A 13,249-nucleotide genomic window follows, 5' to 3' on the forward strand; every position below is an offset into this window, starting at 1 on the left:
TTCCTTTCCTAAACAATTCTATTTATATTCATCAATAGTAATTTGAGCATAAATTTCATCGATCTTTTTGCGAGTTGCCAAATCTTCAGAAAATGCTGTTGCAGATCCAGAAGCTAATCCATAATGGAAAGCTTCAATTGGATCTTTAGTGCTTGCATAAGTACCAACAAATCCCGCTAGCATAGAATCACCAGCACCAACGGAGTTAATAACAGTTCCCTTAGGAGCTAATGATCTCCATACACCTTCATTGGTAATCATCAAGCCACCATCGCCTGCCATAGAAACTAAAACATTTTGAGCACCCATGTCTAACAATTTACGACCATATTTAACAATGTCGTCTATTCCGTTAAATTCGACACCAAATAAATCAGCTAATTCATGATTATTTGGTTTAACAACTAATGGCTTTTCAGCTAAGGTCTTACGTAAACTTTCGCCAGTTGTATCAATTACAAATTGAGCTCCTTTTGAACGAATGATCTTAATCAAATCAAAGTAGAAATCATCATTTAAACTAGGTACTAAACTTCCAGCAAAAATAACAACATCATCTGATGTTAAATGGTCAAATTTTTCTGTAAAAGTACTGATCTCTTCTTCAGTCAACTTAGGTCCTTGACCATTGATTTCTGTTTCATTTTGAGCCTTGATTTTAACATTGATACGAGTATCAGCTGCAATTGGAGTGAAATCTGTCTTCAAACCTACTTTTTCAAGTTCCTCTTTTACAAAATTTCCAGTAAATCCTCCAAGAAAGCCCCATGCAATATTGTCATGACCTAATTCCTTTAAGATACGAGAAACGTTAATACCTTTCCCACCCGGAAGCTTGTTATCGTAGTCCATACGATTAACTTCTCCCAAGGTGAGCTTGTCTAGTTGCACGATATAATCAATAGATGGATTGATTGTTACCGTATAAATCATAATATAACCTCCTGTATTGTTGCCTGTGAACTATATTGCTTAGCTACACTAGCAGGTAAAGTACTTGTGATAATTGTTGCATCTGTAACATCTGCAACTTTCACAAAAGACACATAACCAAATTTAGACTTATCAGCGATTACATAGCCTTTTTCACTTCTTTCAAGTGCGGTTCTTTTAATCTCAGCTTCATCAGGATCTGGAGTTGTCAATCCATACTTTTCATGGACACCATTGATTCCTAAAAATGCTTTATTAAATCTAAATCTTTTCAAATCATTTGCTGCTTCAACACCAATAATTGCTTTAGTAGTATTCTTCAATCTACCACCTAACAAGAAAGTCCTAATATTCTTATCGGCTAATAATGAAGCATGCTCAACTCCATTTGTAACAACAGTTAAATGCTGATCTTCAGATAAATAAGGAATGATTGCTAAAGTTGAAGTTCCAGCATCTAAATAAATAACGTCATCATTTTGAATATAACTTGCTGCCTTTGCGCCTAAACTTTCTTTTTCTTGAGTATTTTGAGTAGATTTCCCCATTACATCAAGTTCTCGTTGCAAAGGTTGCTTCATCTTAGCACCACCATGGACACGAACTAATAAGCCTAGCTCTTCCAATAGCTGCAAATCTCTTCTTCCTGATGATTCTGAACAATGTGTCCTCTCACAGATATCCTGTAACTTAACTACATTGCGCTCTTTTAACATTTCTAAAATTATTCTATGTCTTTCTTCTGCAAGCACTTTCACAACCTCCTCTAGTATAGTAACACTATTCTTGATTAAATTCAATCATAAATAGTCAAAAAAAGTCATTTTCTTTCATAAAAATTCTAAAATTCACCAGATCTCATTCTTATTTTTATGTTTCCGTTTACATTATTATTAAAAAAACATTTAAAATCCTTATACCTTACTTAAATTATATTATTAAAGTTGAAATAATAGTAATAACCCTCCAAAATATTACCTTTACACTCAATAATTTACCATTATCAATCACAAACCGTCAAATAAACTTAATAAAAAAGAATAAAACAGATTCTATCTATCTGTTCTATTCCTTATTTCTCATAAACATTCATTTTATTAGATGATATCTTTGAATTACCCTATTGATTATTCAAAGAATTACCAGTCATTGCTATCCAATTTTAGTTTTTGAAACTATGAACAGGTGCTGGAATAAGTCCACCACGATTAATCATATCTGCTGAAGATACCTTATTAACTGCCATAATTGGAGCATGTCCTAATAAGCCACCAAATTCAACTGTTTCGCCAACATCTTTTCCAGGAACTGGAACAACTCTAACGGCAGTTGTCTTATTATTAATCATACCAATTGCAGCTTCATCTGCAATCATCGCACTAATTGTTTCAGCGGGTGTATTTCCTGGAATTGCAATCATGTCTAACCCTACTGAACAAACAGCTGTCATTGCTTCTAGTTTTTCAATATTAAGTGATCCAGCATTAACTGCATCTATCATGCCAGCGTCTTCAGAAACTGGAATAAATGCACCTGATAAACCACCGACATGACTACATGCCATGATGCCACCCTTTTTAACTGCATCATTTAACATCGCTAAAGCTGCAGTTGTACCATGTGTTCCAACTTGTTCTAAGCCAATTTCTTCCAAAATTTGGGCAACAGAATCACCTACGGCAGGTGTTGGTGCTAAAGATAGGTCAACAATTCCAAATGGTACGTTTAATTTTTCTGCGGCAATGCTACCTACTAATTGACCCATTCTTGTAACTTTAAATGCTGTTTGCTTGATAGTTTCGGCTACTACGTCCATAGAAGCACCTTTAACTTTTTCTAAAGCTGATTTAACAACACCAGGTCCAGAAACACCCACATTAATAACAGCATCTGGTTCACCAACTCCATGGAATCCTCCTGCCATAAACGGATTATCTTCAACTGCATTGCAGAAAATAACCATCTTAGCATTTGTCATAAAATCTAGTTCTGAAGCTGCTTTAACAACTTGCCCCATTTCTTTAACTGCATCCATATTGATTCCACTTCTTGTTGAACCAACATTTACAGAAGCACATACTAGATTTGTTTCAGCTAAAGCCTGAGGTAATGATTTGATTAAAGTACGATCCCCATTTTGATAACCTTTTTGCACCAAAGCCGAGTAACCACCAATAAAATCAATACCTAAAGTTTGCGCTGCTCTATCTAAAGCTTTAGCATATTTAACATAATCTTTATCTTTAGAAGCTACAGCAATCAAACTAATTGGTGTCACTGAAACTCGTTTATTAATAACTGGAATTCCATATTCTGTTGCAATTTGATTTCCAACTTTCACTAAATCTTTAGCTTTAGTTGTTATCTTGTCATAAATTTTTTGACATGCTTTATCACTGTCACTATCAATACAATCAAGCAAAGAAATTCCCATTGTAATTGTTCTAATATCCAAATTTTCTTCTGAAATCATCTTGATTGTTTCAAGGATTTGCGCTGTATCCATGCTCTATCACCTCATCTTATAGTTGATGCATCGCTTGATATAACTTTTCGTTTCTAATTTTAATTTCTACACCCAACTTTTCACCCAATTCATTGAGTTCTGTTGTGATTTTTTCGAAATCTACTTTTTCATCTGGAATTTCTACCATCATCATCATTGTAAAGTATCCATTCATAATAGTTTGAGATACATCAAGAATATTGATTTGGTTTTTAGCTAAATATGTACTTACGCCGGCAATTATACCTGCCTTATCTGCTCCAATAGTAGTTAAGATTGCTCGCATTTAAAACACCATCCTTAATTTAATTAATCTTATTATAACTTATAAATCTGCTTTTTTATCAACTTTATTAGTTGGTGCTACTTTTTATTTTTGATAAAATATACTTAACATTTCTATTTTGAAAGGACGATAATAATGTATAACATGCTTAATTTCATTCCTGATGATATGGGCGAGGTTCAACAAAAGCTATTTTGGCTCAAGGCTAATGGATATCCTGATGCAACTGAACAAGAAGTTATTGAAAAAACTATCCTTGATGGTGTTCAATATATGTTTGATGACGCATTAGAAGGACCTTACTGGACTGTTATTTGGGATGATACTGATAAAAAATTAGCCGTACGTGGAGCTACAAGCGAAATTGTTGGCTATATCATTCCTAGAGAAAATCATTCTACATTCTCTGATGACTTTAAGGAAGCTTCCCCTCTAACTTGGGAAAATCTATCTAAACAAGTAGAAAAACTTATCGGCTCTGATTAATTAAAAAAAAACGGCAGCAAAGTCTTTAAAACTAGGCTTTGCTGCCATTTTTTTTAATGAAATAATTCTTGTTCTATTTTAGGAATTAATTTAGTTGCTACAACCCTACCACCAGCCTGATTGATATGCATATGGTCACCAAAATCATATGCACTTTGTACGCCACATGGCAACATTTCTAAAAGAAGTGATGTGGGCACTGTTTCAGGAATTGTAGCAAGTTTGCTATTTAATTCTTTTCTAAATTTTTGTGCTTGTAGTTCTTTATCATCTGGCCGACCAGTGTGACTTAGTGTAAAGGGCGGTATATCTAGCAAGATTAATTCACTGTTGCGCTTTTCTAAAATTTCATTCAGCCTTTGAACAGCATTAAAAAAATTATCCTTAGTTATTTTTTGTCTTGCAGCTACTTCACTGATCAATGGTAGCATCAAATCATTCGCCCCAATTGAAACAATCGTCAACTCAGGCTTAAAGCCACTCCTATTTCTAACCATTCTACTTAATAAACTCTCTCCAAAGGTTTCATAAATAGGTTGATCATGAGGGGCATCATGAATTAAGCGACTTCCAGAAATAGCAGTATTTAGCACTGTTGCTTCGTCAGGATGTACAGTCATCAGATATTGCATTAAAGGAGCTGTTATCATCCCCATTTCCATTAGAGAATCACCTGTAATTTCCAAATACTTAGGAGTTGCTTTCGTCCATACATCTACTTCTTCTAAACAAAACCAACCTTTCCTACTTTGCCAAGTATCACTTAACTTAGGTAAGAAATTAGCACTACGAGCAAAAGAGGCATTGGTTAATGATGTTTCATAAGTACACTTAAAATCACAGTATTCTTGTTCCTGTGAAGACTTCATATAGATATAGATTGTTTGTCCAACTTTAATATCTAAGTCTATTGAATCTGTCCAAATTGCTTCTCCTTGTGGAATTACAATCGTATCCTGATACAAAGCTGTTACTCTTTGTTTTTCTTTCATATCAGCTGTTAGAGCTACATAAATTTCATCAAAAATGAGTTCTTCTTTGCCATAGTAATTGGTTAATTTTAGTCGTAATTCTTTGCCTGATAAAAAAGACGTAATTTTTATTAATTGAGATAATTCTCTCATCTTAAATGGCATCGCCGAAAAATCAATATTTTCATAGTACCAGGCAGCTTGCCAAGCAACCATTCCTTTCACCTACTCTCAAAAAAGCACCAATAAGCTTTAATCTTATTGGTGCCAGTATCTTATTCTTTTTTACATTTCCTTAAATTCAGCATCATAAACTCTATCTTGTTTCAAAAATTTATCTCCAGCTAAATTTCGATAAAATGCAGCCTTTGTTGCGCTCATATATGGAATCAACCAAATATAACCTAATCCAAATGTAAGAATTGACATAATATGCCAGCCAATAAAGCTTAAATCTAATAGGAATAGTTCCCACTTATGTCCATTCATCAATTCTCTACTTAAAGTTACATAATCAGGATATTTGTAATTGGCTTTTGCACCACTAGCTTCAATATCTTTGTAGATAAAATAAGTTTGTGAGTATGAATATCCCTTAATAATCCCAGGAATAATGAAAAGTAATGACCATAGGAATTGTAATACCCATTGGATAATATACATCACTAATACTGGAATAAAATATCTTTTAGAAAACACTTGGAACATGCTTCTAAAATTGTTGATACTTTCCACGCTTTTGCCACGAAGCCAATCTAAAAAGGTATATTGAATCCCCAGATTTATCATAATTCCAATAATACTTGAAACAACATTGGTACTATAGGCTCCACCATTTCCAGTTGAATTAGCAGTCGCATCATTCGAAATGTTATTAAACACATCTGAATTATTATGCATTACTAACAATAGTACCTGTAAAAATGCTGAAATCGTAAACACTGTTATTACTGTGAATACAATTGGTATTATTGATAATCCTATCGCTTTTTTCCAATTTCCACGAAAAGCATCTTTTACTTCATTTTTTAGTTCTGCTCTTGTTGCCATTAGCCCCACACTTCCTTCCCATATACAATAATTAATATACTTACATAGTTATTGTAACATATCAGCCTAGTATAAATAAAACTCGCCAAATCGACGAGTTTTACTTTAATTACTATTGTTGTGTTGAGATTAATTCTTTAACATCTTCAGCATCAATTCCAACAAAATATTTATTCAAGTCAAGTTTACCTAATGTTTCTTTTATAGTTGACACATCATACTTCAACCCACGTAAAGCATCTTCGACATCTTTTACATCACCTGAACCAAAGAAATCTCCGTAAATCTTAATATCTTTAATCTTACCATCTTCAACTAAGAAACGAGCATCAATTGTGCCACTAGTAAAGTGTTTACGACGCTTAACTGTGAATTCTGGAGATTTACCATATACCCAGTCCCAGTTTTTATAAAGTTTTTGTTCAACTTCTTCAATACCTTTTTTATCTTCATCATCTAATTGGTATTCATATTGTTGTGCTTCTTCTAAAGTGTCAACACCCCAAATTAGTTTAATTAGTTCATCTCTAAATTGGAATGTATCAAAGTCTTTATATTCTTCACTAACATATGGTTTTAGGTTTGTAACACGAGAACGTACTGATTTAATTCCTTTAGATTCAATCTTATCCTTAGGAACACGTAAAGCATCAGCAACTGCATCAGTATCAACATCAAACATTAGTGTACCGTGAGAGAAAGTTTTGCCACCACGCGTATACATTGCATTACCAGAGAATTTCTTACCATCAACCACAATATCATTACGTCCGGTTGTTTCTGCACCTGTTACACCCATCTTATGCAAAGCATCTACAACAGGTTGTACTAAAGATTTAAAGTCACCAAATTTTTGATTTTCTGCTGGTACTACAAAACTAAAGCAAAGATTACCTAAATCTTGGTACATAGCTCCACCACCTGATAGACGGCGTGTAATAGTAATTCCATGTTCTTCACAATATTTTTGGTTGATTTCTTCCATTGTATTTTGGTTACGACCAACAATAATACATGGCTTTTCAATGTAGAATAACATGAATGGAGGTTTTATTTTATCGCTATTCATTAAATATTGTTCTGTGGCCAGGTTTGTTCTAATATCATCTGTTTTCATTACAACGTATTGCATTTTTTCCATAACTTTCATCTTCCTCTACTAATTACTTTTATACAAAGAACCGATATCTGCTATATACCGGTCCTTTACTTTAATTATTAAATATTTGTTGGGAATCCAATGGCAACATCAGCAGTATCCATAACAGCTTCACTTAAGGAAGGATGTGGATGAATTGTTAATGCAATATCTTCAACTGTTGAACCACATTCAATAGCCAAAGTTAATTCACTAATTAAATCACTAGCGTTGCTACCAACCATTTGAGCACCTAATAAGACACCTGTTTCCTTTTCAAATACTAAACGGATAAATCCATCTGTTTCACCCATTGAAATTGCACGACCATTAGCTGCAAATGGGAATTGTGCTTTCTTAGCGTCAAAGCCTTTTTCCTTTGCTTCAGCTAATGTCAAACCTGTTGTTGCAATGGATGTATCTGTATAACATACAGCTGGCATTGCATGGTAATCAATAACTGTTGGTTTGCCAGAAATAGCTTCTGCTGCAACCTTTCCTTCGTAAGAAGCTTTATGAGCCAATGCATATCCCTTTGTTACATCACCAATAGCATAAATGTTAGGAATATTTGAACGACTTTGTGCATCAACAGGAATTAAACCACGTTCATCAACACTTACACCAGCTTGTTCTAAGCCCATATTTGAAGTGTTTGGACGACGACCAACAGAAACAATGACATAATCAGCTGTAATTTTCTTTTCTTCGCCATCTACTTCGAAAGTAACAGTTACATCTTTATCTGTTTGTTCTGCATTCTTAGCCATAGCCTTAGTGTAAATATCTACACCTTGTTCACTGAAGTGATGTTCTACAACTTTAACTAAGTCTTTTTCATAGTTAGCTAAAATCATATCTCCACCTTCAAGGATGGTTACATGAGAGCCTAAGTTAGCGTAAGCAGATGCTAATTCAGAACCAATGTAGCCACCACCTACAACAACTAATTCCTTAGGAACTTCTGTTAAGTTCAAAGCACCTGTAGAATCAAGTACACGTCCTTCAAATTTGAAGTTAGGAATTTCGATTGGATGACTACCTGTTGCAATAATCAAGTTATTGAATGTATATGTTTGAGCCTTATCATCATCAGAAATTACTCGTAAACTATGACTATCTTTCAAATATGCATTTCCCCAGATAACATCAATCTTATGTTTCTTGAATAAGGAAGCAACCCCACCTGTTAGACGAGCTACAACGTTATTCTTCCATTCAATTGTTTTATCGAAGTCTAGCTTAGCAGCTGTAACTTGAAGTCCCATTTCTTGAGAATCCATTGCATGTTGGTAATGATGTGCAGCTTCAATCAAAGCTTTAGAAGGAATACATCCAACATTTAAACATACACCACCAATGTATTCACGTTCAATTACAGTAACTTTTTGACCTAATTCTGCAGCATGAATTGCAGCTACATATCCACCAGGTCCAGCACCTACAACAACTGTATCTAAATCTATTGCAAAATCTCCAACTACCATTAGCCTATCATCCTTCCATTAATAACAATTCTGGGTCACTTAATAATTCTTTCAAGCGATTCATTGCACGTTGAGCTGTTGCACCATCAATTACGCGATGATCAAATGCCAAAGATAACTTCAAGACTTTAGCAATCTTTACTTCACCTTCAACAACAACTGGTTCATCAGTAATACGACCCATACCTAAGATAGCAACTTCTGGCCAGTTAATTACTGGTGTAAAGTGACCGCCACCTACTGAACCGATATTTGTAATTGACATACCTGTGTGACTCATATCACCGGCTGTTAATTTACCATCTTTAGCTTTAGCTGTGTTTTCAGTAATTTGTTTAGCAATACCAAATAGGCTTGTGCTATCAGCATGTTTTACATTTGGAACAAATAATCCTCTATCTGTATCTGTAGCAATTCCTACATTGATGTAATCCTTATAAACAATTTCATGCTTATCCATATCTACAGATGAATTGAAAATTGGGAATTCTTTCATAACTACGGCTAATGCTTTTACCATATATGCCATGAATGTTAGACGGACATCGCGTTCTGCAGCAAGTTCCTTGTACTTCTTGCGATGTGCCCATAATTTATCAACAATCACTTCATCAAAGACATGCACATGTGGAATTTGAGATACTGAACGTACCATTGCATTTGCTGTTGCTTTGCGAATGCCTGACATCTTTTCACGTGTTTCAGGCCATTGAGCATCTCCAGCAGGTAACTTAGGAGCTGGTTGTGGTGCTGTTTCTTCCACAGCTGATGTTGCTTCAGGGGCAGCAGCAACTGCACCACCATTAGCTTTAAAGGCATCAATATCACTTCTTAATACTTGACCATGACGACCAGAACCTGGTACTAACTTCAAGTCAATTCCTTGTTCACGTGCATAGCGACGAACTGCTGGCATTGCAAGAACTGGTAAGCTATGATCTGCAACTTGTGGAGTTGGTTGTGTATTTGGTGCTGGTGCAGCTTCCACTTTTTCTTCTTTTTCAGTTTCTGCAGCAGGAGCATCGTCAGCTACATTGCCTTCTCCTTCTGCAACTTCTAATTCAATCAATGGTTGACCAACTTCAGCAGTTTCGCCTTCTTCAACCAATATTTTTGTTACTGTACCTGAAACTGGAGAAGGAATTTCTTCAACAGATTTATCATTTTCAATTTGAACTAAATCTCCATCAACTTCCACCTTGTCACCAGGCTTAACATGCCATTCGCCAATTGTACCTTCTGCAATACCTTCACCGATATCTGGCAATTTAAATTGATATTTACTCATTATTTCACCCTCCAAATTAGAAGTTCACAACTTCTTTAACTTTCTCTACGATATCTTTTTTATTTGGTAACCATGTACTTTCAGCTTCACTAAATGGATATGGTGTATCAGGTGCACTTACACGACCAATTGGTGCTTCTAATGAAAGAATACCTTTTTCTGCAATTAATGAAGCTACCGCTGGAGAAATTCCTGCTTGTGCTTGTGCTTCTTGAACAAGTACAACACGACCTGTTTTCTTAACAGAAGCTAAAATTGTTTCTTCATCAAGTGGAGATACTGTACGTAAATCAACAACTTCAGCGTTAATTCCTTCTTTAGCTAAATCTTCAGCTGCTTTCAAACTTTCTTGAACCATGTAGCCATATGTTATGATGCTTACATCGCTACCTTCGCGCTTAACTGCTGCTTTGTCCAATGGTACGATGTATGCTTCATCTGGAACTTCTTCTTTAACTGAGCGATATAATTTCATATGTTCTAGGAATACAACTGGATCATCTGAACGAATAGCTGAAATTAACAGTCCCTTAGCATCATATGGGCCAGATGGAATAACTACACGTAAACCTGGAGTTTGAGCCATCAAGCCTTCTAAACTATCAGAGTGAAGTTCAGGTGTATGAACCCCACCACCAAATGGAGCTCTAAATGTAACAGGCATCTTACGAGTTGCTCCCATACGATAACGTTCACGGGAGATTTGTCCTGCAATTGAATCCATTACTTCAAAAACAAAACCAAAGAATTGAATTTCAGGAACTGGACGAAAACCAGTGAAGGCTAAACCTGCTGCTAAACCACCAATACCAGATTCAGCAAGTGGTGTATCAAACACTCTATCTTCTCCGTAAATTTCTTGAAGTCCATCAGTTGCACGGAAAACACCACCGTTTTTACCAACGTCTTCCCCAAATACTAAGACCTTGTCATCACGCTTTAATTCTTCATCCATTGCCGCTGTAATAGCTTTAATCATTGTTGTTTTAGCCATGGTTATTCAGCCTCCTTCTTTGTGTATTTATCAATTTGTTCTTGAATAGTTGCAGGTGTATCAACAAAGACATTCTTTAGATATTCGCTAACTTTTTGCTTAGGTGCTTTTTCTGTTAGAACCATTGCTTCATCGATTTCCTTGTTTACTTCTTCTGTCCATGCCTTTTCTTTTTCTTCAGACCATAGACCCTTCTTATCTAAGTAAGTACGCATACGAATTAATGGATCTTTTTCTTTCCATTCTTGTTCTTCTTCAGCTGTACGATAACGCTTAGGATCATCACCAGATAAAGTATGTGGTCCGAAACGATATGTTAATGTTTCGATTAATACTGGACCGTTACCAGCTGCTGCATATTCACGTGCAGCTTTCATTACTGAATACATTGCTAGTGCATCCATTCCATCTACTTGAACAAATGGAATTCCAGCTGCCACACCTTTTTGAGCTAATGTTTTAGCAGCTGTTTGTTTTGCACGAGGAACTGAGATAGCGTATCCATTATTTTGTACTACAAAAATTGCTGGAGCTTTAAATGCACCTGCGAAGTTGATACCTTCGTAGAAATCACCTTGAGAAGTACCACCATCACCTGTGTATGTATAAGCTACATTCTTAGAACCCTTTTTCTTCAAACCTAAAGCAATTCCTGCAGCTTGAACATATTGAGCACCGATAATAATTTGTGGTGGTAGTGCATTGAAGTTTTCAGGATATTTATTTCCATCAACATGACCACGTGACCATAAGAATGCTTTGTATAAAGGCAATCCATGTAATACCAATTGTGGAACATCACGGTATGCTGGAAGGATATAGTCTTCTTTTTCCATTGCAAATTCTGATCCAATTTGAGAAGCTTCTTCACCTGCAGTAGGTGCGAAGAAACCTAGACGTCCTTGACGATTCAATTTAGTTGAACGTTCGTTTAGGACACGAGACCAAACCATTTTCTTAAATAATTCAACAATTTGTTCATCACTTAAATCAGGAAATAGATCCTTGTTAACAACATTTCCATCATTATCGAGAACACGAACTGTTTCAAACTTGTCATCAACGATGTTTTTTAATTTATCAAAATCAATACCAGCCATCTTGAAAACCTCCTTAAAAATTAGCGATATTTTCCGAACTCGTTTTTATTTTATATAACGCTTACAATTTTATTATACCTTATTTTTTTAAAATGTTAATTTTGTTTTTTTTTGCACAATAGATTTTATGGCATATAATGCCGACTTATCAATATTTATAACTTTAAATTAAGTTCAAAAAAATTTATGAAGATCTGTATTTGTTATCGTTATCACAAAAATGATTACAAGCTTAACATGCCTATTTAATCAAATTAAAAAAGACTAACCTATTGTTAATCATCACATAATTTTATTAACTTTGTGATTTTTCCAATAAATTAGTCTTTTATAATTATTTAGTTATCACGTTTATTCTTGCGTTTAAATCCGAATAAACCTGCTAAACTCATTAAGATTAATCCTACTAAACTAGCAGTATTATCTTTTTGATCACCAGTTTGTGGTAATGTTTGGCTTGATACTTTAGTATTCACTTTATCTTTAGAGTTAATAGTATTTTTGAAATCATTGGACTTCTTAGTTTCTACTTTACTTTCCTTACTGTTATTATCGTTCTTATCAACTTGGTTTGTATTCTTTGTAGAATCTGTACTATTTTTCTCATATACAAAGGTAATTTCTAAAGTCTTACCAAAAATACCATGAACCAATTTGCTCTCAGAAATTAAGTGGTAACCAGCAATTTCTAAAGCTTGAGTAGTAAACTCATTTCCTTCTTTACCAGATACAGTTCCAGTATCGGCAAGCTTATTTCCCATGTTGTCTTCATAATTAATTACCACATTTACGATATTAGCTTTATATATTACAACTTCTGTCGTATTGCTATCATTAATTGTTACTTCTTTAGCTGTTACGCTTGCCTTATCTGGAGTGTAGCCTGCCTTTTCTGGCGTCTTCACTTCGTCGAAGCTTTGACTTGGAACTTTGTTCCAAATTACTTGATCTGTTACTAGATCTTTATCGCCTGGTTGAGTGAACGTTAGACTTTGACTCTTGGTATCTAA

Annotated in this window: 13 protein-coding genes; 1 reads left to right on the forward strand and 12 read right to left on the reverse strand. The window is 34.8% G+C overall.

Annotated features, from left to right (window positions below; genetic code table 11):
- Positions 1 to 18: 18 nt before the first annotated feature.
- From pfkB to NOU10_RS08570, 4 genes are all read right to left on the reverse strand, one after another.
- Positions 19 to 933 carry a 1-phosphofructokinase gene (gene pfkB / locus NOU10_RS08555; RefSeq protein WP_069468725.1) on the reverse strand — a complete coding sequence of 305 codons (915 nt, stop codon included), beginning with the start codon at positions 931 to 933 and terminating at the stop codon, positions 19 to 21.
- Complete coding sequence (locus NOU10_RS08560; protein WP_069468726.1) at positions 930 to 1,685, reverse strand: DeoR/GlpR family DNA-binding transcription regulator; 756 nt, start codon at positions 1,683 to 1,685, stop codon at positions 930 to 932. Before NOU10_RS08560 ends, pfkB begins: the two co-directional genes overlap by 4 nt.
- A gap of 410 nt (positions 1,686 to 2,095) precedes the next feature.
- Positions 2,096 to 3,439, reverse strand: a complete 1,344-nt coding sequence (locus NOU10_RS08565) for a PFL family protein (protein WP_255906577.1) — start codon at positions 3,437 to 3,439, stop codon at positions 2,096 to 2,098.
- A gap of 16 nt (positions 3,440 to 3,455) precedes the next feature.
- Entirely contained in the window at positions 3,456 to 3,725 is a 270-nt protein-coding gene (locus NOU10_RS08570) for an ACT domain-containing protein (RefSeq protein ID WP_003703119.1), read from the reverse strand.
- A 135-nt stretch (positions 3,726 to 3,860) separates the two neighbouring features.
- Between NOU10_RS08570 and NOU10_RS08575 the strand changes: the two genes are divergently transcribed.
- Positions 3,861 to 4,211 carry a hypothetical protein gene (locus NOU10_RS08575; protein ID WP_003703122.1) on the forward strand — a complete coding sequence of 117 codons (351 nt, stop codon included), beginning with the start codon at positions 3,861 to 3,863 and terminating at the stop codon, positions 4,209 to 4,211.
- A 53-nt stretch (positions 4,212 to 4,264) separates the two neighbouring features.
- On the opposite strand, the gene NOU10_RS08580 is transcribed toward NOU10_RS08575, so the two are convergent.
- The 8 genes from NOU10_RS08580 to NOU10_RS08615 all read right to left on the reverse strand — a co-directional run.
- Entirely contained in the window at positions 4,265 to 5,398 is a 1,134-nt protein-coding gene (locus NOU10_RS08580) for an SGNH/GDSL hydrolase family protein (protein WP_255906579.1), read from the reverse strand.
- 69 nt (positions 5,399 to 5,467) lie between these two features.
- On the reverse strand, positions 5,468 to 6,241 hold the full coding sequence (locus tag NOU10_RS08585; protein WP_370687300.1) for a DUF975 family protein: 774 nt from the start codon (positions 6,239 to 6,241) through the stop codon (positions 5,468 to 5,470).
- Positions 6,242 to 6,344: 103 nt separating this feature from the next.
- The gene (locus NOU10_RS08590; protein ID WP_253005988.1) at positions 6,345 to 7,364 is read right to left on the reverse strand and encodes a lipoate--protein ligase; all 1,020 of its coding nucleotides are present in this window, start codon (positions 7,362 to 7,364) and stop codon (positions 6,345 to 6,347) included.
- Between the two features lie 86 nt (positions 7,365 to 7,450).
- Entirely contained in the window at positions 7,451 to 8,857 is a 1,407-nt protein-coding gene (lpdA, locus tag NOU10_RS08595) for a dihydrolipoyl dehydrogenase (RefSeq protein WP_003704973.1), read from the reverse strand.
- Positions 8,858 to 8,864: 7 nt separating this feature from the next.
- Complete coding sequence (locus NOU10_RS08600) at positions 8,865 to 10,145, reverse strand: 2-oxo acid dehydrogenase subunit E2 (RefSeq protein ID WP_255906581.1); 1,281 nt, start codon at positions 10,143 to 10,145, stop codon at positions 8,865 to 8,867.
- A gap of 16 nt (positions 10,146 to 10,161) precedes the next feature.
- A complete protein-coding gene (locus tag NOU10_RS08605) occupies positions 10,162 to 11,139 on the reverse strand; it encodes an alpha-ketoacid dehydrogenase subunit beta (protein WP_003700827.1) in 978 nt (325 codons plus the stop codon).
- Between the two features lie 2 nt (positions 11,140 to 11,141).
- Complete coding sequence (gene pdhA, locus NOU10_RS08610; protein WP_003700825.1) at positions 11,142 to 12,239, reverse strand: pyruvate dehydrogenase (acetyl-transferring) E1 component subunit alpha; 1,098 nt, start codon at positions 12,237 to 12,239, stop codon at positions 11,142 to 11,144.
- A 338-nt stretch (positions 12,240 to 12,577) separates the two neighbouring features.
- On the reverse strand, positions 12,578 to 13,249 hold a 672-nt coding region (locus NOU10_RS08615), incomplete at its 5' end, for a MucBP domain-containing protein (protein ID WP_255906583.1).

Origin of the sequence: Ligilactobacillus sp. MP3 (assembly GCF_024436335.1) — a bacterium.
Taxonomy (GTDB): domain Bacteria; phylum Bacillota; class Bacilli; order Lactobacillales; family Lactobacillaceae; genus Ligilactobacillus; species Ligilactobacillus salivarius.

What these genes read in the sequence shown, in the direction of transcription:
- pfkB (WP_069468725.1), bottom strand. Translation starts at nt 933, where the DNA reads ATGATTTATACGGTAACAATCAATCCATCTATTGATTATATCGTGCAA.
- NOU10_RS08565 (WP_255906577.1), bottom strand. Translation starts at nt 3,439, where the DNA reads ATGGATACAGCGCAAATCCTTGAAACAATCAAGATGATTTCAGAAGAA.
- NOU10_RS08570 (WP_003703119.1), bottom strand. Translation starts at nt 3,725, where the DNA reads ATGCGAGCAATCTTAACTACTATTGGAGCAGATAAGGCAGGTATAATT.
- NOU10_RS08575 (WP_003703122.1), top strand. Translation starts at nt 3,861, where the DNA reads ATGTATAACATGCTTAATTTCATTCCTGATGATATGGGCGAGGTTCAA.
- NOU10_RS08580 (WP_255906579.1), bottom strand. Translation starts at nt 5,398, where the DNA reads ATGGTTGCTTGGCAAGCTGCCTGGTACTATGAAAATATTGATTTTTCG.
- NOU10_RS08590 (WP_253005988.1), bottom strand. Translation starts at nt 7,364, where the DNA reads ATGCAATACGTTGTAATGAAAACAGATGATATTAGAACAAACCTGGCC.
- lpdA (WP_003704973.1), bottom strand. Translation starts at nt 8,857, where the DNA reads ATGGTAGTTGGAGATTTTGCAATAGATTTAGATACAGTTGTTGTAGGT.
- NOU10_RS08600 (WP_255906581.1), bottom strand. Translation starts at nt 10,145, where the DNA reads ATGAGTAAATATCAATTTAAATTGCCAGATATCGGTGAAGGTATTGCA.
- NOU10_RS08605 (WP_003700827.1), bottom strand. Translation starts at nt 11,139, where the DNA reads ATGGCTAAAACAACAATGATTAAAGCTATTACAGCGGCAATGGATGAA.
- pdhA (WP_003700825.1), bottom strand. Translation starts at nt 12,239, where the DNA reads ATGGCTGGTATTGATTTTGATAAATTAAAAAACATCGTTGATGACAAG.